Here is a 19039-nt window from a genome sequence, read left to right as displayed (position 1 = left end):
AAGGTTGGCGGCCTGGTTTCACGAGATCTGTCATGTTCAAGTTGCCCCGTCTGCTGCCTGCCTTATTGCTGGCTTTGTGCCTGCCCGCTCATGCCAATTGGCACCTGGATGGCGAATCCTCACGGCTGTCATTCATCACCGGCAAGAACGGCGACACCGCCGAAGTGCATCGCTTTCTGGTGTTGCATGGCACGGTCGATCGCAAGGGTATGGCCGGGTTGAGGATCGAGATGGACTCGGTGAGCAGTGGTATTCCGCTGCGTGACGAGCAAATGCGCGACAACCTGTTCGAGGTCGAGCGCTTCGCCGAGGCCACCGTGAAGGCGCAGATTGACCTGCAGCCGATCAATGACCTGGCCGACGGTGCACAGATCGAATTGCGCCTGCCGCTGACGGTCACCCTGCATGGCCAGTCGCACAGTTACAGTGTTCTGTTGCTGGCTACCCGCCTGGATGCGCGGCGCTTCCAGGTGGTGACCCTTGAGCCTCTGGTGCTGCGCGCCGAAGATTTTGGCTTGCTGCAGGGGCTGGAAAGCCTGCGCAAGTTCGCCAGGTTGAAGTCCATCAACCCGTCGGTACCGGTTAGCGCGGTGCTGATCTTCACTGCGCGCTGACATGGCGGGGCCGGTCTTCCCCTGGCGTGATGGCAATCAGTTCGAACTGCTTATCGACGGCCCTGTGTTTTTTCCGCGCATGCTCCAGGCGATCATGCGTGCCGAGTTCCAGGTTGACCTGGAGCTGTACCTGGTCGAGGCCGGGGCCTGTGCCGATGCAGTGGTCGACGCGCTGGAGCGGGCTGCCCGGCGTGGCGTACGGGTGCGGTGCCTGTTTGATGACTACGGTTCATTGGCCTTCAACAGCGCGTTGCGTCAGCGCCTGCTGGACGCTGGCGTGTACTTGCGCTGGTATAACCGCCTGCGCTGGAAGCGTGGCCTGCGTAATCTCTACCGTGATCATCGCAAATTGCTGCTGGTTGACGAACGTTGGGCCGTGGTGGGGGGGACGGGCGTTACCGACGAGTTCTGGACGCCCGGTGAGGCGACCAGCGAATGGCACGAAGTGATGGTGCAGATGCAGGGGCCGGTGGTGAGCGACTGGCAGTTGCTGTTTGACCGTCAGTGGCAAGCCAACAACCGCCGCACCGCCTGGCGCCCTGCTGAAGGCTTTGGTCTGCCGCGTCTGCCCAAGGTGCCTGCGCAGGGGCAGGGCATGGGCCGGGTCGCTTATGCCGACGCCCGCCAGCACCAGGACATCCTTCACGCGCTGGTACGGGCGCTGAACAGCGGCAAGAAACGGGTGTGGCTGGCCACGCCGTACTTCTTGCCGACCTGGAGCGTGCGCCGTTCATTGCGTCGGGCCGCCAGCAAGGGGCTCGACGTGCGTCTGTTGTTGACCGGTCCGCGCACCGATCACCCCTCGGTACGCTACGCCGGGCATCGGTACTACCCGCGTCTGTTGCGTGCGGGCGTGCGGATTTTCGAGTACCAGCCGTGCTTCCTGCACCTGAAGATGGCTGTGGTAGACGACTGGGTCAGCGTCGGTTCGTGCAACTTCGACCACTGGAACTTGCGCTTCAACCTTGAAGCCAACATCGAAGCGCTGGACCCGCCGTTGACAGCGGCGGTGGTGGCCAGCTTCGAGCGCGACTTCGCCCAGAGCGAAGAAGTCGACCTCGCCCACTGGCATGCGCGCCCTTTGTGGCGCAGGGTGAAGCAACGGATCTGGGGCTGGCTTGATCGGTTGGTGGTCAACTTCCTCGACCGCCGTGACTGACAGCGGCTATCGTGCAGTGACTATTCACAGTTAACCGAAGGAGTGGGCGAGATGACGGCGAAGAAAATTCTCATGCTGGTGGGCGACTACGTCGAAGATTACGAAGCGATGGTGCCGTTCCAGGCCTTGAGCATGGTGGGCCACACGGTGCATGCGGTGTGCCCGGAAAAGCTGGCGGGGCAGACCGTGCGTACCGCGATTCATGACTTTGAGGGTGAACAGACCTACAGCGAAAAGCCAGGGCACAATTTTGCCCTGAATTATGATTTCGTGCGGGTGCGGCCCGAGAGTTATGACGCGCTGCTGATCCCAGGTGGCCGCGCGCCGGAGTACCTGCGCCTGAATGAAAAGGTGTTGGACCTGGTGCGGGCGTTCGACCAGGCCGGCAAGCCGATTGCGGCGGTGTGCCATGGGGCCCAGCTGCTGGCGGCGGCAGGGGTGCTGGAGGGGCGTGAGTGCAGCGCGTACCCGGCATGTGCGCCAGAAGTGCGCCTGGCGGGTGGCACGTTCATCGACATCGCGGTGGACCAGGCGCATGTGGATGGCAACCTGGTGACCGCACCGGCATGGCCCGCGCACCCGGCCTGGCTGGCGGCGTTCCTTCAAGTGCTGGGCACGCGTATTGTCTGACAGGCTTGATTGAATTGGCAGCGGGTTGCTCAGGCAACCTGCTCAACCCAGTCATTGAGGTTGTAGTAGTTGGTCACCCGGGCAATCTTGCCACAGTGAATATAGAAGAACGCCCCCGCCGGCAGCACATAGGTTTGGCCGTTTGCTGTCGGCAACCCTTCGTCATCGGCCAGGTATTGGCCATGCACGGTGAACTCCGCCGCCGCGCGGCTGCCATCGGCGTTCTGCATCACCACGATGTCGGCCAGGCGCTCGCGGTAGCAGCGGTTCATCTTGTCCATGAACGCGGCGAACCTGGCCTTGCCCATCTGACGCTCGCCCTGGTTGATGTCGTGGATCACGTCTTCGCTGAGCAGCGCCAGAAAGCCCGGCATGTCACCCGCGTTGAAGGCGGCGTAGTAAGCATTTACCAGTTCGGTTGCGGTCATGGAACATTTCCTGTCGTGTAGGGAAAAGGCGGGTCGTTACCTCGGATGATAGGGTTTCCCCTCAAGCCCGGCTTAGCCGAGCGCGTCATCCACATCGACAAAACGACCGCCAAACATGGAAATACGCCTGTTGCACGGTGCCGCTATCGCGCCTTACATCGATGACCTCGCTCGCCTGCGCCTTACTGTGTTCCGCGAGTTCCCCTACCTGTACGACGGCACCCCGGAGTACGAGGCCGACTACCTGGCCAACTATGCCCGCTCCGGGCGCAGCCTGGTTGTGCTGGCGCTGGACGACGGCAAGGTGGTTGGCGCCTCTACCGGCCTGCCGTTGGTGGATGTCGCGCCCGAATTCCAGCAGCCATTCCTGGCCCAGGGGCGCGACCCGGCCAGTGTGTACTACTTCGGGGAGTCGCTGGTGTTGCCGGCATACCGCGGTCAGGGCCTGGGGGTTCGCTTCTTCATCGAGCGCGAGTCCTACGCACACAAACTGGCCGAGTTCGATTACTGCGCGTTCTGCGCGGTCGAGCGACCCGGTGCGCACCCGCGCCGGCCAGCCGAATACAAACCCCTGCACGGCTTCTGGCGCAACCGCGGCTTCCTGCACGACCCATCGCTGCGTACCACCTACGCCTGGCGCGACCTGGACGAGCAGGAAAGCTCCGACAAGCTGATGTCGTTCTGGCTCAAGGCACTGCCGATATGATCCGTCTGGCAGCCTGCCAGTATGCTATCGAGCTGCACGAAACCTGGGATGCCTACGCCGACCACCTGCAAGGCCTGTGCGCCGAAGCGGTGGAGGCGGGGGCACGCTTGCTGCTACTGCCGGAGTACGCCGGGCTGGTGCTGAGCGGCCAGCTGAATGCCGGGCAGCGGGAAGACCTGAAGGCTTCGATTGCCGGCATCCAGCCGCTGATCGAACCCTGGAAAGCGTTGTGCGAGAGCCTTGCCCGACGCTGGGGGATCTACTTGCAACCGGGCAGTGTGCCGGTGCTGGACAACGATGGGCGCTACCGCAACCGTGCCTGGCTGTTCGGCCCCCAAGGTGTGCTGGGTTATCAGGACAAACTGATGATGACCCGCTTCGAGCGCGAGCAGTGGGACATCGCTGCAGGCCAGGGGCTGCAGGTGTTCGAAACCGAACTGGGGCGCTTGGGCATTCTGATCTGCTACGACAACGAGTTCCCGATGCTGGCCCGCCGCCTGGCCGAGTGTGGTGCCGACCTGATCCTGGCGCCGAGTTGTACCGATACCGAGGCCGGTTACCATCGGGTGCGTATTGGCGCCCAGGCGCGCGCCCTGGAGAACCAGATTGCCGTGTTGCAGAGCCCTACGGTGGGGGTGGCGCCCTGGTCGCCGGCATTGGACGAGAATATCGGCCGGGCAGGCTTGTTCGTGCCGCCGGATCACGGGATGCCGGGGGATGGGGTGGTGGCGTTGAGCGAGCAGTTGAACCCGGACTGCAGCCAGTGGCTGGTGTGCGAGGTAGATCTGCAGGACGTGCGGCGGGTGAGGCGGGAAGGGCAGGTGTTTACCTGGCGGGACTGGCCGGAGCAGTTCGAGAGAGTCCTGTGATGACAGTGCGGCCTCTTCGCGGGCAAGGCCGCCCCACAGGTAACGCGTAGCCTTCTGGCTTGCGCTGTACGTGTGGGAGCGGGCCTGCCCGCGAAGCCGCCGCCGCAGTTACATCAGGTTACTTCACTTCGACGGCCAGGCTTTCGGCAATCTTGCTCTGCCACAGGGCAGGGCCAGTGATGTGTACCGACTCGCCGTTGCTGTCCACAGCGACGGTCACCGGCATGTCCTTGACCTCGAACTCGTAGATCGCTTCCATGCCCAGCTCGGCGAAGGCCAGTACCTTCGACTTGCGGATGGCCTGGGCGACCAGGTAGGCAGCGCCGCCAACAGCCATCAGGTACACGGCCTTGTTGTCCTTGATCGCCTCGATGGCGGTCGGGCCACGCTCGGACTTGCCGATCATGCCCAGCAGGCCAGTCTGCTCAAGGATCTGGCGGGTGAACTTGTCCATACGGGTAGCAGTGGTCGGGCCGGCTGGGCCTACCACTTCGTCACCCACCGGGTCGACCGGGCCGACGTAGTAGATGAAGCGGCCTTTCAGGTCTACCGGCAGCTCTTCACCACGGTTGAGCATTTCAACCATGCGCTTGTGCGCGGCATCGCGGCCGGTCAGCATCTTGCCGTTGAGCAGGATGGTTTCGCCCGGCTTCCAGCTGGCCACTTCTTCCGGAGTAATGTCGTCGAGGTTGACGCGACGGGCGCTTGGGCCGGCTTCCCAGACGATTTCCGGGTAGGCGTCCAGCGACGGCGCTTCCAGTTCTGCCGGGCCGGTGCCATCAAGCACGAAGTGGGCGTGGCGGGTAGCGGCGCAGTTGGGGATCATGCACACCGGCAAGGACGCCGCGTGGGTCGGGTAATCCATGATCTTGACGTCGAGCACGGTGGTCAGGCCACCCAGGCCCTGGGCGCCGATGCCCAGCTGGTTGACCTTGTCGAACAGCTCCAGGCGGATTTCTTCCAGGCGGTTCTGTGGGCCACGGGCTTTCAGTTCGTGAATGTCGATGGACTCCATCAACACTTCCTTGGCCATGACCGCGGCCTTCTCGGCGGTACCGCCGATGCCGATGCCGAGCATGCCAGGCGGGCACCAGCCAGCACCCATGGTCGGCACGGTTTTCAGTACCCAGTCGACGATCGAGTCGGACGGGTTGAGCATGGCCATCTTCGACTTGTTTTCCGAGCCGCCGCCCTTGGCTGCGACATCGACTTCCACCTTGTCGCCGGGGACGATGGAGTAGTGGATCACTGCCGGGGTGTTGTCCTTGGTGTTCTTGCGGGCACCGGCCGGGTCGGCCAGGATCGAAGCGCGCAGGACGTTTTCAGGCAGGTTGTAGGCGCGACGCACACCTTCGTTGATCATGTCGTCGACACTCATGGTGGCGCCGTCCCAGCGCACGTCCATGCCCACGCGGATGAACACGGTGACGATACCGGTGTCCTGGCAGATTGGACGATGGCCGGTGGCGCACATGCGCGAGTTGATCAGGATCTGGGCGATGGAATCGCGTGCAGCAGGCGATTCCTCACGCAGATAGGCCTCGTGCATGGCCTGGATGAAATCGACGGGGTGGTAGTACGAGATGAATTGCAGGGCGTCGGCGACGCTCTGAATCAGGTCGTCTTGCTTGATCACGGTCATGCAGCGCGCTCCTCTTAAAGACGGGAACATTCAAAAAGACGCTCGACATAGCCGACCAGCACGTCGAAGCGCCTTGCAAGGCGCCGGCAGGTCAGGCCGACGGAAAAAGGCGCGGCAGTATAGCGCGCATCCGTGCCCGGCACACCTGCGGCCGGTCTGGACCATGGTCGGTAACGGGCAGGCATGGTTTTTCTGCCAAGCGTGACGTCGCAGGCGACAGGTATCCAAGAGGCTGAGTGGTGATAGGGGGTGAGCCGACTGAAGAATATGGAGGGTACAGGCCGAGCTCGTGCACGGGTTAAGGTGAACTCGGCCTTTGATCACTACAACGTAGCAGAGGTGATGGGGTCAACTGTCCGTGTTGCAACGGAGTAAAAAGCCCAAGCGGGCACGACCGGACTCGAAATCGATTCCGCAGATGATGGTTTTGCCATTCACTTCGGCGCTGGAACTCCAGGCAACTTCGACGCTGTCACCCAATGCAATGCGTCCCCAGCCGCGGTTTTCACCAAATGCTGTGTCAGGAGTTCCGTCAAGGTTGAAGCGCCCGACGACGACATCAGCTTCTTCACCGCCTAACGTGGAACCGGTGGTGATAATTTTCTCCAAGGAACGGTTGACGTATCCGCTTGTCCACTGCCCGCCCTCACCACCAAAATCGGTGGCGCCACCGAAGCCGGGGATTTTCGAGCCGCTGCGCGTAAAGGCCGTCAGGTAGCCTTTTTGCAGGCCCTCCGAGGCGATGCAAACGATACTGCCTTCATCATTCAGCGTATCCAGATCATGGAAATACAAGCCGCTCGCGAGCTCCGATAGTAAATACCCATTCGCACAAAACTCTCCATCTTCCAACCCCGTGTCTTTCAAGCAGAGTATGTAGGGGCCACTGTCGCCATTGATTGTAGTGAAGCCGCAGACATAGATTTTTCTGCCTGTGATCAAGCAGACTCTCCCGGAGCTTTCGGAACATAGAGGAGGGGTCAGGAATTTATATCCAACCTTATTGAAGCTGGTGTCGTAATCTCCGTCGAAGTTGAACTTCATCAGCACGCTGAGTGACCAGGGGTACTGGTAGGTGACAAAAACTCCGTCTGCGCTGGATATGCTGGTGAGGGTCGGTGCCGCTGCCGGCTTCGTTGTCGGATTTGTTGAGGACTTCGGAGGTGCCGGGGGCAGTTCGATGACTTTGTGTCCATGGCTGCCGAATCGGGTGTCCAACTGCCCGTTCGCAGTGAAACGAGCCAGCGCCGGAAAATGCAAGTTGGTCGATGGGTCGTGGTAGAGGCCTGTGATGATGATGTGCTCGCCGTGCAGATGAATGCCTCCGGCTGTAGAGTTGAAGCCCTCTTTGAAGGTTCCGGTAGCCAAGCCGCCTTTGCCAAACGTAGTATCCAGTTTCCCGTTGTGGTCTATGCGCATGAGCGCATAACCCATCGCCTCGCCAATACGGGTCTCCCCCACGCACAGGCGCCATTTATCATGTTTGACTGAGACTATTGAGGCGTTTATTGCCACCACGTCCGGGTCTGGATGAACAATGCCTTGTTCGCCGTAGCTAGGGTCTAATAGTTCTGACTTTATAGATGTGAATTTCATGATGGGTACCTCCACGCTTGAGGAGATCCCAGCGTGATGTGTTAACCATCAAGGTTAAACTGTCAAATTTGTCAGTTGACACTCAATTCGTTGATTGTAAAAAATAATTCTGCCGTCGCTGTGGTACATTCGCCATGAAACCCGCCGTCAGGTTCCTTGTTTTGGAGAAACTGTAATCATGCCCATAATCTATGTGGGCTTGCGCCGTTGGACTGTGCCCATTGGCAGCAACCTGCTCGATGCCCTCAACGAGGCGGGGCTGAATGTGCCTTACAGTTGCCGTGCTGGTAGTTGCCACGCCTGCCTGGTGCGCTGCCTGGAAGGGCAACCGGCAGACGCATTGCCCGAGGCATTGGCATTGGAGAAACACGCCCAGGGCTGGCGTCTGGCTTGCCAGTGCCGGGTGGTCGAGGACCTGCGTGTGGCGTTGTACGACCCCCAGCAGGGTGGCGTACCGGCACAGGTCTGTGCGTTGGACTGGTTTGGCGATGTATTGCGCCTGCGGTTGCGCCCCGATCGGGTGGTGCGTTACCAGGCGGGGCAGCACGTGGTGCTGTGGCTAGGCGCGGTTGCTCGGCCTTATTCCTTGGCCAGCCTGCCGGGTGAGGACGATTTTCTCGAGTTTCATATCGATTGTCAGCGGCCTGGTGCCTTTTGCGACAAGGCGCGTGGTCTGCAGGTCGGCGATCAGATGCGTTTGGGGGAGTTCAGAGGCGGAGCCCTTCATTACGACCCTGATTGGCAGGAGCGGCCGCTGTGGTTGCTGGCTGCGGGAACCGGGCTGGCGCCGCTCTGGGGTATCTTGCGCGAAGCGTTGCGCCGGGGGCATCGGGGCGAAATCCGGGTGGTGCATGTGGCGCGGGATCCGGCTGGGCACTATCTGGCGGAGAAGCTGCTGGAGCTGCCCGGGGTGAGTGTCGAGCTGGTGCTGGTGGAGCATGTGGATGAAGCGTTGGCTGGGATGCGGCTGTTGTCGCGCCAGACGGTGGCGCTGCTGTGTGGGGCACCGGCGAGTGTCGAGCGGTTTGCCCGGCGGATGTTCATGGCAGGGGTACCGCGGGGGCAGGTGTTTGCTGATGTGTTCGTCGAGCATGCCTGAGGGTCGCCTTGAAGTGCGAAGGGCCGCAAAGCGGCCCCTCTTTCATGCGGCGCTGCGCTCGGCGACGGGTACCTCGGCCAGCCCCCGCCGATAGAGAACCAGGTAATACGACCCCAATCCGATCAACCAGCAGAACACTGCCGTCCACATATTGTGCGACAGGAAGTGCGCCCCCTGCATCATCCTGCCCACCGACAGTACCGACCCTGCTATCAAGGCCACTGCAAGCGCCACCCGCGCCAGGCGCGGCTTGCGATCACGCAGCATGAAGAACAAGGCGAACAGGCAGAAACCGGTCGCTGCATGCCCGCCCGGCCAGCACAGGCCAGGCTTGTCGGTAGGCGGCCGTGGTTCCAGCAGCTTGCTGTAGGTTTCGGTGCCGCCAAACTGGGTCAGGCTCCAAGGGCACTGCACCTGGGTGACTTTTTTCAGCGGTGTGACAAACGCCGTGGACAAGCCCAGTGCCAGCGCCAGGCAGCCCAGTTCACGGCGCCAGCCAAACAGGCGCTTCCAGAAAAAGCTCGCGGCAAAGGTCAGCAGCGATATCACCCCCAACAGGATCACCACTTGCTTGACCCGGTCATGCAGGATGTTTTCCAGCAGGTAACTGTGGCGGCCAATGAACTGCCCGACAGCGGGGTCGAAGAACAGGTTGGCGACATCCATGTCGACTGAAGTCAGCTCCAGCAGGATCAAGGCCAGCGCAGTCGCCAGGGGAATTCCCAGGTACAGCCAATAGTTGATCGGGCGAGGGGAGGTGCGTTGCTGCATGACGGCTCCAGGGCGCGAAAAAGATCGGGTATTGTCGGCCGCCCGCTATCCTGTGTCCGTGAAGGATCAGTGAAAAAACCGTCAAGTGCGGTGAATTTTCCCTAGGGCTGGCACCGTGCAGGCATAGGCCTTAAGCTGCGCCTGCCGCGCACCACAGCGAAGAGCGCCGCACAGGAGAAACCGATGCGCATTCTTTTGGTTGAAGACAACCGCGATATCCTGGCCAACCTGGCCGATTACCTGGGCATGAAAGGCTACACCGTCGACTGTGCCCAGGATGGCCTGTCCGGGCTGCATTTGGCCGCCACCGAACACTACGACCTGATCGTACTCGACATCATGCTGCCAGGCATCGATGGCTACACCCTGTGCAAGCGCTTGCGTGAAGATGCCCGCCGTGACACGCCGGTGATCATGCTCACTGCCCGTGACCAGCTGGACGACCGCCTGCAGGGCTTCCGCTCTGGGGCTGACGACTACCTGCTCAAGCCATTTGCCTTGTCGGAGCTGGCGGCGCGCATCGAAGCGGTGCTGCGCCGTGCCCAGGGCGGTGGGCGCCGCACCCTCCAGGTGGCTGACCTGAGCTACGACCTCGATACCCTTGAGGTAACCCGCCAGGGGCGCCTGCTGAAGCTTAACCCGGTCGGCCTCAAGCTGCTGGCGGTACTGATGCAGAAAAGCCCGCACGTACTGCGCCGCGAGGTGCTGGAAGAAGCCTTGTGGGGCGATGACTGCCCCGATAGCGACAGCCTGCGCAGCCATGTGCATCAGTTGCGCCAGGTGATCGACAAACCGTTTGAAAAACCGTTGCTGCATACCGTCCATGGCGTCGGCTATCGCCTCGCCGAGGGCCGCGATGGAGTTTAAGCAAAGCCTTGCCCAGCGCATCATCATCGCCTTTGCCCTGATGAGTGCGCTGGTGGCCGGGGCCTTCGCATTCGGTATCGTTGGCACGGTGCACCTGGTCGAAGAGCGACTGATTTCCTCGGTACTGGGCGGTGACCTGCAGCGCCTGCTGCGTATGGACAGCGTCAGTGACTGGAGTCATCGGCCTCGTCCAGACCAGCTGTTCTATTTCAGCGGCGGGCGTGACGACTTCGAGCTGCCCAAGGACCTGCGGCACCTCGACCGCGGTTTCCACGAAGTGTTCCGAGACCAGCTGTCCTACCACGCCATGGTTGAGATCGTCGATGGTCGCCGTTATGTACTGCTGCAGGACCAGAGCGACTTCGAGGAGCGCGAGCGCGTACTGTTTGCCGTGGTTGTGGTGGGCTTCGTGCTCAGCCTGGTGTTGGCGGTCATCCTTGGCTGGCTGGTTGCACGTCGGGTAATGGCACCGGTCATCCGCCTGGCGCGTCAGGTGCGCCACCGCGATCAACTACTGGGCCTGGCCCCGCCGCTGGCTCCGGATTATGCGGCGGACGAAGTCGGCCAGCTTGCAGTGGCTTTCGACGACACCCTGGGCCGCCTGCGTGATGCGCTGACCCGCGAGCGGCTGTTCACCAGCGACGTCAGCCACGAGCTGCGCACGCCTTTGATGGTGTTGGCGACCTCGTGTGAGCTTCTGATGGAAAACCCCGGCCTCGATGCCCGTGCGCGTAGCCAGGTGGAGCGCGTGGCGCGGGCCACCGAAGAAATGCGCGAGCTGGTCAAGACCTTCCTTATGTTGGCCCGCGCGCAGCGTGATGAGGGGGCAGTGGCGTCACGGGCGACCCTGCGCGAAGTGGCCGACGAGCTCATCGGGGTGTGGCGCGACACCATCGAACAGAAAGGCCTCACCCTGTATTTCGATGGCCGCGTGAGCGCTAGCCCTGTGCTGTACAACGCCACCTTCCTGCAGTCGGTGATGGGCAACCTGCTGCGCAATGCGGCGCACTACACCGACAGTGGGTATATCCGCCTGAGCCTGGAAGCCAACGGTTTCAGCGTAGAGGACAGCGGCGTGGGTATCCCCGAAGAGCAGCGTGAGGCCATGTTCAGGCCGTTCGTGCGCGGCGATGAACGGCGTGGCGAGGGCCTGGGGCTAGGGCTTTCGCTGGTGCAGCGGATCTGTGACGACCAGGGTTGGCGTGTCACCCTGACATCCACCTTGCCGCATGGCTGCCGCTTCCAGGTGGACCTGAGCAACACCGTGGCCAAAGGCGACCCGGACGCCCTGGCCGAGTAATTTCTTGTATCAGGTCAAATGGTGTTCAACGTTTTTTTCACATTGGCATGACCTGATTCCAACGCTTGCATACCTAATGTGGGCGCAATGGAGTCAGGAGATGTCCAATGCGTAGCCCCATCAAGCTTGAATTTTCCGAGAAGTACGACAAAGACCATGCGCGCGAGTACTTTCTCAAGCACCAGGACGGCCTGGCGCGACGCCTTTCCCACAAGCGAGATGAGCAGTTGGCGCGCCGCGCCCTGGCATTGGCGGGCGAGCCTGGTTTGGTACTGGACCTGCCATGCGGAGCGGGCCGTTTCTGGCCGCTGTTGGCGGAAAAGCCCAATCGGGTAATCATCGGTGCCGACAACTCCGAGGCCATGATCGAGACCGCCTGTGCGGCGCAACCGCCAGAAGTGGTGGCACGGGTACGGCCTTTGCAGACTTCGGCATTTGCCATCGACCTGCCAGATAACGCCGTGGACAGCATTTTCTGCATGCGCCTGTTCCATCACATTGGCGAGGCAGCGCACAGAAAGACCATTCTTTCGGAATTTCAACGGGTTAGCCGTGATAGCGTGATCCTGTCACTGTGGGTGGATGGCAACTTCAAGGCCTGGCGCCGGAAAAAGCTGGAGCAGCGCCGTAGCGCCAAGGCCGAACAGGATAATTACCAGAACCGTTTCGTGTTACCTGCCGAAACGGTCGAAGAAGAATTCAGGGCCGCCGGCTTCAGAATCCAGGAACGCCTGGACTTCCTGCCGTTCTATGCCATGTGGCGGGTCTATGTATTGCGTAAGGGGTAGTGTTTGATGGCTGTAGCCCATAAAGGGGAAGCACAGTTCGATTTTTACTGGCGCCAGCAAGGCGAGTGGGTCGAGGAGCCTAACCAGCGCCGCGGCGGCGAGAGTGGCGTGCAACGCCTTAACGATGCCGATGGCAAGCTGTTGTATGCCAAACGCCAGGTCGGGCATATCTACCGCAGCCTGTTGCACCCTTTTGGTCGGCCGACCGTGTTGCGTGAACTCGATGCGCTGAACAGTTTCGAGCAGTTGGGCGTGCGTGTACCGCGCATCGTCTTCTGTGGCGCGCAGCGCGATGCCGAGCACCAGTGGCGCGCGCTGCTGGTCAGCGAAGCGCTGGACGGTTTTGTCGAACTCGACACCTGGCATGCCGAAGGTGCCCGCGAGCGTTACCCGCAGGTGGTGCATGAGCGCATGCTCAAGGACCTGGCGGACAACCTGGCGCGGATGCACCTGGGGCACTGGCAGCACGGCTGCCTGTACGGCAAGCACGTATTTATCAAGGTAATCGGCGAGGGCGAGCAGGCCCGCGTCGAAGTGGCGCTGCTGGACCTGGAAAAGTGCAGGCGGCGTATCAGCTGCCAGCGGGCGGCCGGCAATGACCTGCGTCAGCTACGCCGCCATTCGTCGCTCAATGACGCGGAATGGCAGACACTGCTCTACTTTTACAAGATGGCGTTTGGCAGCGCTGTCAAAGGGTTAGAGTAATGAAACTAGAAATTGCTCGAGCTTTGTTCCTGGTAGCTGGCCTGGCGGTGACCACCGTGGCGGTGGCTGCCTGGGAAGAGCCGAGGCCAACGGTGTTCAGCAAGGCTGAGATGGCAGACCAGTGCGCGTTGCCGCGGGATGCAAAACCGCAGCAGCAGGCCCAGAGCGAGCCGGACCAGGACCTTTTGCTGTTCCTGTTTGGCCTGCGTCAAGGGTTGCGGCCATTTGGATGAACCCTGCGTTAGCTGAAAAAGCCAGAGGCCTCGCGATTGCGGGGCCTTTGGCTTTTTGCGTCTGCGTTGCCGGCCTCTTCGCGGGCAAGCCCGCTCCCACAGGTCGGTTCAAGCGATTGCAGGTGCCTTGGCGCTCGCCTTGTGCGCCAGCAGGGTGTAGATGCACGGCAACACAAACAAGGTAAACAGCGTGCCAATCGACATCCCGGTGGCAATCACCATACCGATGTCAAACCGGCTGACCGCTCCCGCCCCGGTTGCCAGAATCAGCGGCACCATGCCGAACACCATAGCCGCAGTGGTCATCAGCACCGGCCGCAGGCGAATGGCCGCTGCTTCCTCGATCGCTTCGCGCACACTCAGGCCACGCTCATCGCGTAGCTGATTGGCGAACTCGACGATCAGGATTCCGTGCTTGCTGATAAGCCCGATCAATGTCACCAGCCCGACCTGGGTGTAGATGTTCATGCTCGACACACCCAGGAACAGCGGCAAAAGCGCGCCACAGATCGACAACGGCACGGTCACCAGAATCACCAACGGGTCGCGGAAGCTTTCGAACTGTGCAGCCAGCACGAGGAAAATGATCGCCAGCGCCAGGCCGAAGGTGACCCACAATGCGCTGCCTTCCTGCACATACTGGCGGGCCACGCCGGCGTAGTCGAAAGCAAAGCCCTCCGGGGCCTCTTCGCGAGCGATGTCCTGCACGGTCTTCAGTGCCTCGCCCAGGCTGACCATGGGGACGCCCTGGATGATCGCAGCGTTCAGTTGCTGGAACTGGTTGAGCTGGCGTGGGCGAGCGCGGTCGGTGAGGGTGATCAGGGTCGACAGCGGCAACAACTGGCCCTGCTCGTTCTTCACGTAGTAATTGTTCAGCCAGCCGGGGTTGTCGCGGTAAGGCCGTTCAACCTGGGCGATTACCTTGTAACTGCGGCCTTCAAGGGTGAAGCGGTTGATTTCCGCCTCGCCCAGCAGGGTCGCCAGGGTGCCGCCGAGGGTGTCCATCGACACCCCCATCTGCGCCGCCTTTGCCCGGTCGATGTCCACCACCACTTCGGGCTTGTCGAAGGCAAGATCGATATCGAGGAAGGCGAACTTGCCCGATGCCTGAGCGCGCGTCTTGATGCGCTGGGCCACGTCCAGCAGTGCCGGGTAGTCGCCAGCGGTATTGATCACAAACTGGAATGGCAAGCCCTCGCCAGTGCCGGGCAACGACGGCAGGTTGAAGCCGAAGATCTGCAGCCCGCTGATTTCCATGAGTTTGGCCTGCACCAGCGGCAGTAGCTCCATCTGTGTGCGTTCGCGCTCGTTCCAGGGCTTGAGCAAAAAACCACCGATACCAGTCTGCACGCCGTTGAAGCCGTTGATCTGAAACGACGAGTAATACTCGGGGAAGGCCTTGAACAGCGGTGTGAACTGGTCGGTGTAGGCGTTGAGGTAGTCGAGGTTGGCCGGTTGAGGCGAGCTGCTCATCATGAAAATCACCCCCTGGTCCTCGTTGGGTGCCAGTTCGTTCTGGGTGAATTTGAGCAGCACCGGGATCAGGCACAGGATGATCACGGCAAACACCAGCACCACCGGCCGGCTGTCGAGGGTGGCGTGCAGCACGCGCTGGTAGCGCCCTTTCAGGCGTTCGAACAGCTGGTCGAGGCGGTGGGCCAGGCCGCTCGGGTTCTGCTCCCGGCGCAGCAGCAGGGCGCACATCATTGGTGACAGCGTCAGGGCAACGATACCGGAAATGACCACCGCCCCGGCCAGCGTCAGGGCAAACTCCTTGAACAGCGCGCCGGTGAGCCCGGTGAGGAAGCCGATCGGTGCATACACGGCAGCAAGGGTGATGGTCATGGACACCACTGGCATGGCAATTTCGCGCGCGCCTTCCAGGGCTGCGTCGAACGGCGACTTGCCTTCTTCCATGTGCCGGTGAATGTTTTCCACCACCACAATGGCATCGTCCACCACCAGGCCGATGGCCAGCACCATGGCGAGCAGGGTCAGCAGGTTGAGCGAGTAGCCCATCATCTGCATGAAGAACAGTACACCGATCATCGACAGCGGTATGGTCACCACCGGAATCAGTACCGAGCGCAGGGCGCCAAGGAACAGGAACACCACGACGATGACGATCAGCACCGCTTCGCCCAAGGTCTTGATCACTTCGTCGATCGAGGCCTGGATGAACCGCGTGGCGTCGTAGGCAATCGACACTTTCAATGCCGACGGCAGCTGGCTTTCCAGCTCAGGCATGATGCGCCGCACTTCCTTGATGACATCCAGTGGGTTGGCGGCCGGGGTGGCCTTGATGCCGATATAGACCGACGGGGTGCCGTCGAACGAGCTGACCGTGTCGTAGTTTTCTGCGCCCATCTCGACCCGCGCCACATCGCCCAGCAGCACGCGGCTGTCACCGCTGGTCTTGAGCGGCAGGGCGGCGAACGCCTCGGCCGACTTCAGCTCGGTGCTGGCGTTGACGCTGGTGACCACGTATTCGCCTTTCACCTCGCCAGCGGCGGAAAGGAAGTTGTAGCGGCGTACGGCATTGGTCACGTCGGTAGCCGAAAGGCCGAAACCGGCCAGCTTCACCGGGTCCAGCCAAAGGCGCATGGCGAACACCTGGTTGCCGAGGATCTCCGCCTCGGCCATGCCCGGCAAAGTGGCCAGCTTGGGCTGGATCACACGTGACAGGTAGTCGGTGATCTGCGGGTTGCTCATTTCCTTGCTGTAGAAGCTGACGTACATCAGCGCCGAGGCGTCGGCAGCTTCCTTGCTCAGTACCGGGTCTTCGGAGTCCTGGGGTAGCTTGTTACGCACCTCATTGGCCTTGGCCAGCAGCTCGGTGAACAGCCGGTCGCTGTCGGCGCCAACGCGCGCGTAAATGGAAATGATCGAGAAGTTCTGCCGGCTCACCGAGGTCATGTAGTCAATGCCTTCGGCGCTGGCCAGGCTTTGCTGCAATGGCTGGGTGATATAGCCCTGAATGGTTTCGGCGTTGGCCCCGGGGTAGGCGGTGGTGACCGTGATCAGGGCGTTTTCCATTTGCGGGTACTGGCGGATCTGCAGCTTGTTCCAGGCCTGGAAGCCGAGCAGCAGAATCAGCAGGCTGACCACGCTGGCCAGCACCGGGCGGCGGATGAACGGGTCGGTGAACGCCATGCCAGCCTCCTGTCAGTCCTTGGCCGCTGCGCCCGGTTCGGGCTTGAGGGCGTTGTCCTGGCCAATGCGTATCGCGGCACCGGGTGTGAGTTTCAGCTGCCCGGCGGTGACCACCTGTTCCCCGGCCTGCAGGCCTTCGCTGACTACAACCACGCCGTCTCGGCGCTCGCCAGTCTTTACCGTGCGCTGTTCGGCGACCAGCTGGGGTTGGCCCTTGTCGTCGTACTCCGGCTTGCCGTCCTTGTCCTTTTTCGGTGAGGCGACATACACCGAGTTGCCATACAGGGTGTAGGTAATGGCGCTTTCCGGCACCACCACTTGTGGCTGCGGGTTGGGCAGCAGGATCAACAGGCTGGCGAACATGCCTGGCAGCAGTTTGCCGTCGGGGTTGGCCATGGTGGCACGTACCAGCAGGTTGCGCGTGGTTTCCTCGACCTTGGGGTTGATGGCGCTAAGGCTGGCGGGGAAGCGCTGGCCGGGGTAGGCGGCCACTTGCACCAGCACCTGCTGGCCCAGGCTCAGGCGTGGCAGGGCCTGTTCCGGCACGTTGAAGTCTACGTACAGGCTGGACGTGTCTTGCAGGGTGGCGATCACAGCCCCGGCGGCCAGGTACTGGCCGATGTCCACCTGGCGGATGCCGATGGTGCCGCTGAAAGGTGCATTGATGCGTTTCTTGATCTTCTGCGCCTTAAGCTGCTCGACCACTGCCTGGTTGCGCCGGTACTGGGAGGAAAGGCGGTCGAACTCGCCGCGGGAGATGGCCGAATCGCCCACCAGCTGGCTGCCACGGCCGAAGTCGACCTTGGCCAGGCCCAGGTCGGCCAGGGCGGTACCGAGCAGGGCTGTTTCCTGATCGTCGTTGAGCTGCAAGAGCAGTTGCCCGGCCTTGACCTGCTGGCCTGAGTCGAAGTGCAGGGATTTGACGATGCCTTCCACCTCCAGGCTCAGATCCACACCCTGCAGCGCCTTGAGGCTGCCGACAGCGGGCAGGCGCTCTTGCCACGGGCGCTGTTCAGCCATGGCAGCCGCCACGGTGATAGGGGGCTTGGGGGCAGTGAACATCTGGATCTGCTGGTAGATCGAGAAGGCTTTGTAACCCCCCAGGGCCAGCACGATCAGCAGAACCACGGCCAACATGATGAGCATGCGGCGGCGCAGCATAGGTCCGGTTCCTTGGATGCAGTTGTTATTCGCTTCTACACGACAACGGGCGATCCTGCCCACGTGTGGATGGGGGAAGTATTGACTGTTTTTCCGGAGGTGGGGGGGTGAAATGCCTGTGCCGGCCTTTTCGCGGCTAAAGCCGCTCCTACAGGGACTGTGTAGAACCCTGTGGGATCGGCTTTAGCTGCGAGAAGGCCAGTGAGTGCGACAGAACAATCAGACGAGATGCAGGTGGTTGTCCCAGAAGCCGGACGGCAGGTTCATCGGTTGCCCGACCAGTTCGGCCTTGCGGCAATCGTAGAACCGGCAGCGGCCCTGCCCGGAGGTGACGACAAAGCCGTCCTTCACCGCGCCAACGCCTGCGCAGTCGGGCATCGGGGCATCCAGCCGCACCGCGCCGCTGTCCAGGTCCCAGACGAACAGGCGGTTGGCCCGTGGTGCCGTCAGCGCCACCAGCCGCAGCTCGCTGTGGATGGCAACGCTTGCGGTGTATTGGGCCATGGCTTGCAGTTGCCGCTCTGGCACCGGGAAGGCCTTGAATGGCTCGCCCGGGCGCTTGATCGCCAGCAGCTCGGCAGTTTCATCGGCATCGCCCATGAACTGCTGGCAGGCGGCGATGGTGCCATCGCTGGCCACTGCCAGGTGTCGCACGCTGTTCATCTGCTGGGTCAGGGTTTCCTTGCTCAGCAGGGTGCCGTCGCGCTGCATCAGCACCAGGCTCGGTTGCATGGCGTCGAGGTTCATCTCGACACGGCTTTCGGCTTCGGTACGGATACCGCCGTTGGCCACGACCAGCGTTTCACCGTCAGGCAGCCAGGCAACCTCGTGCGGGCCGATACCGTGGGTCGGGATCTCACCGGTGTGCACCAGGCGTTCGCCTTCGAAACGGTACACGCCAAGCACACCGCGCCCGGGGTCGGTGGTGTCGTTCTCGGTGGCATACAGCCATTCGCCGCCTTTGTGCACGACGGCGTGGCCATAGAAGTGCCGGTTCGGCTGCGAGGTTACTGTTTGCAGCAGGCGCCCGTCACGCAGGTCGATCAGGTAGCTTTCGGTGCCCGGGCGGCGGGCGACGAACAGGGCGATGGGCAGCTCGGGGTGGTGGATGATGGCATGGCAACGCTGAGCGACCTGGGTGCTGAACACCTGTGTGCCGTCCAGGCGAAAACCTACGGCAAAGTGCTGGCCGTTGCCGTTGTCACGCGCCGAGAGCAGCAAGGGTTCGCTGCCTTTGTTGCGGAACAGGCTCCAGCCGCCCAAGGTGAGGGCACTGAGCAATACGCTACCGAGTTTGAGTGCCTGGCGTCGCAGCATG

18 protein-coding genes are annotated in these 19039 nt (G+C 61.9%); 11 read left to right on the top strand and 7 right to left on the bottom strand.

Annotated elements, in window-relative coordinates; all coding sequences use genetic code 11:
• Nucleotides 1-32: 32 nt before the first annotated feature.
• Genes AA098_RS22980 through AA098_RS22970 form a run of 3 tightly spaced genes read left to right on the top strand, consistent with a single transcriptional unit; the run spans nucleotide 33 to nucleotide 2403 of the window.
• The gene (locus AA098_RS22980; protein WP_054889104.1) at nucleotides 33-614 is read left to right on the top strand and encodes a YceI family protein; all 582 of its coding nucleotides are present in this window, start codon (nucleotides 33-35) and stop codon (nucleotides 612-614) included.
• A 1-nt stretch (nucleotide 615) separates the two neighbouring features.
• Nucleotides 616-1773 (top strand): phosphatidylserine/phosphatidylglycerophosphate/cardiolipin synthase family protein, encoded by a 1158-nt coding sequence (locus AA098_RS22975; RefSeq protein ID WP_004574420.1) that lies wholly within the window; start codon nucleotides 616-618, stop codon nucleotides 1771-1773.
• 51 nt (nucleotides 1774-1824) lie between these two features.
• Complete coding sequence (locus AA098_RS22970) at nucleotides 1825-2403, top strand: DJ-1/PfpI family protein (protein WP_003255238.1); 579 nt, start codon at nucleotides 1825-1827, stop codon at nucleotides 2401-2403.
• A 29-nt stretch (nucleotides 2404-2432) separates the two neighbouring features.
• On the opposite strand, the gene AA098_RS22965 is transcribed toward AA098_RS22970, so the two are convergent.
• Nucleotides 2433-2831: a nuclear transport factor 2 family protein gene (locus tag AA098_RS22965; RefSeq protein ID WP_003255237.1), complete on the bottom strand. Its 399-nt coding sequence runs from the start codon at nucleotides 2829-2831 to the stop codon at nucleotides 2433-2435.
• 115 nt (nucleotides 2832-2946) lie between these two features.
• On the opposite strand from AA098_RS22965, the gene AA098_RS22960 reads away from it, so the two are divergent.
• Nucleotides 2947-3537, top strand: coding sequence for a GNAT family N-acetyltransferase (locus tag AA098_RS22960; protein ID WP_003255235.1), 591 nt, complete (start codon nucleotides 2947-2949; stop codon nucleotides 3535-3537).
• A complete protein-coding gene (locus AA098_RS22955) occupies nucleotides 3534-4406 on the top strand; it encodes a carbon-nitrogen hydrolase family protein (protein ID WP_054889106.1) in 873 nt (290 codons plus the stop codon). The genes AA098_RS22960 and AA098_RS22955 overlap by 4 nt, the downstream gene beginning before the upstream one ends.
• 118 nt (nucleotides 4407-4524) lie before the next feature.
• Here AA098_RS22955 and AA098_RS22950 read toward each other — a convergent pair whose 3' ends face one another.
• On the bottom strand, nucleotides 4525-6048 hold the full coding sequence (locus AA098_RS22950; protein ID WP_003255232.1) for a fumarate hydratase: 1524 nt from the start codon (nucleotides 6046-6048) through the stop codon (nucleotides 4525-4527).
• 348 nt (nucleotides 6049-6396) lie between these two features.
• On the bottom strand, nucleotides 6397-7644 hold the full coding sequence (locus tag AA098_RS22945) for a hypothetical protein (protein ID WP_004574427.1): 1248 nt from the start codon (nucleotides 7642-7644) through the stop codon (nucleotides 6397-6399).
• Between the two features lie 178 nt (nucleotides 7645-7822).
• Between AA098_RS22945 and AA098_RS22940 the strand changes: the two genes are divergently transcribed.
• Nucleotides 7823-8743 carry an iron-sulfur-binding ferredoxin reductase gene (locus AA098_RS22940; protein ID WP_004574428.1) on the top strand — a complete coding sequence of 307 codons (921 nt, stop codon included), beginning with the start codon at nucleotides 7823-7825 and terminating at the stop codon, nucleotides 8741-8743.
• 42 nt (nucleotides 8744-8785) lie between these two features.
• On the opposite strand, the gene AA098_RS22935 is transcribed toward AA098_RS22940, so the two are convergent.
• Nucleotides 8786-9514, bottom strand: a complete 729-nt coding sequence (locus AA098_RS22935; protein ID WP_004574430.1) for a phosphatase PAP2 family protein — start codon at nucleotides 9512-9514, stop codon at nucleotides 8786-8788.
• 183 nt (nucleotides 9515-9697) lie between these two features.
• On the opposite strand from AA098_RS22935, the gene colR reads away from it, so the two are divergent.
• The 5 genes from colR (at nucleotide 9698) to AA098_RS22910 (ending at nucleotide 13407) form a co-directional block, all read left to right on the top strand.
• A complete protein-coding gene (gene colR, locus AA098_RS22930) occupies nucleotides 9698-10381 on the top strand; it encodes a two-component system response regulator ColR (RefSeq protein ID WP_003255215.1) in 684 nt (227 codons plus the stop codon).
• Complete coding sequence (locus tag AA098_RS22925) at nucleotides 10371-11681, top strand: HAMP domain-containing sensor histidine kinase (RefSeq protein ID WP_003255212.1); 1311 nt, start codon at nucleotides 10371-10373, stop codon at nucleotides 11679-11681. The genes colR and AA098_RS22925 overlap by 11 nt, the downstream gene beginning before the upstream one ends.
• A gap of 107 nt (nucleotides 11682-11788) precedes the next feature.
• Nucleotides 11789-12469 carry a class I SAM-dependent methyltransferase gene (locus tag AA098_RS22920; protein ID WP_003255211.1) on the top strand — a complete coding sequence of 227 codons (681 nt, stop codon included), beginning with the start codon at nucleotides 11789-11791 and terminating at the stop codon, nucleotides 12467-12469.
• 6 nt (nucleotides 12470-12475) lie between these two features.
• The gene (locus AA098_RS22915; protein WP_004574440.1) at nucleotides 12476-13174 is read left to right on the top strand and encodes a lipopolysaccharide kinase InaA family protein; all 699 of its coding nucleotides are present in this window, start codon (nucleotides 12476-12478) and stop codon (nucleotides 13172-13174) included.
• Nucleotides 13174-13407 carry a hypothetical protein gene (locus tag AA098_RS22910; RefSeq protein WP_003255207.1) on the top strand — a complete coding sequence of 78 codons (234 nt, stop codon included), beginning with the start codon at nucleotides 13174-13176 and terminating at the stop codon, nucleotides 13405-13407. The genes AA098_RS22915 and AA098_RS22910 overlap by 1 nt, the downstream gene beginning before the upstream one ends.
• Nucleotides 13408-13515: 108 nt before the next feature.
• Here AA098_RS22910 and AA098_RS22905 read toward each other — a convergent pair whose 3' ends face one another.
• The 3 genes from AA098_RS22905 to AA098_RS22895 form a co-directional block, all read right to left on the bottom strand.
• Nucleotides 13516-16560, bottom strand: a complete 3045-nt coding sequence (locus tag AA098_RS22905) for a multidrug efflux RND transporter permease subunit (protein ID WP_060545902.1) — start codon at nucleotides 16558-16560, stop codon at nucleotides 13516-13518.
• Between the two features lie 12 nt (nucleotides 16561-16572).
• On the bottom strand, nucleotides 16573-17721 hold the full coding sequence (locus AA098_RS22900) for an efflux RND transporter periplasmic adaptor subunit (protein WP_003255202.1): 1149 nt from the start codon (nucleotides 17719-17721) through the stop codon (nucleotides 16573-16575).
• A 219-nt stretch (nucleotides 17722-17940) separates the two neighbouring features.
• Entirely contained in the window at nucleotides 17941-19038 is a 1098-nt protein-coding gene (locus AA098_RS22895) for a DUF1513 domain-containing protein (RefSeq protein WP_004574444.1), read from the bottom strand.
• Nucleotide 19039 lies beyond the last annotated feature (1 nt).

Source organism: Pseudomonas sp. JY-Q, from assembly GCF_001655295.1.
Lineage (GTDB): Bacteria > Pseudomonadota > Gammaproteobacteria > Pseudomonadales > Pseudomonadaceae > Aquipseudomonas > Aquipseudomonas alloputida.
Note: the sequence above shows the minus strand (reverse complement) of the source record. Positions and strands in the feature narration are given on the sequence as shown.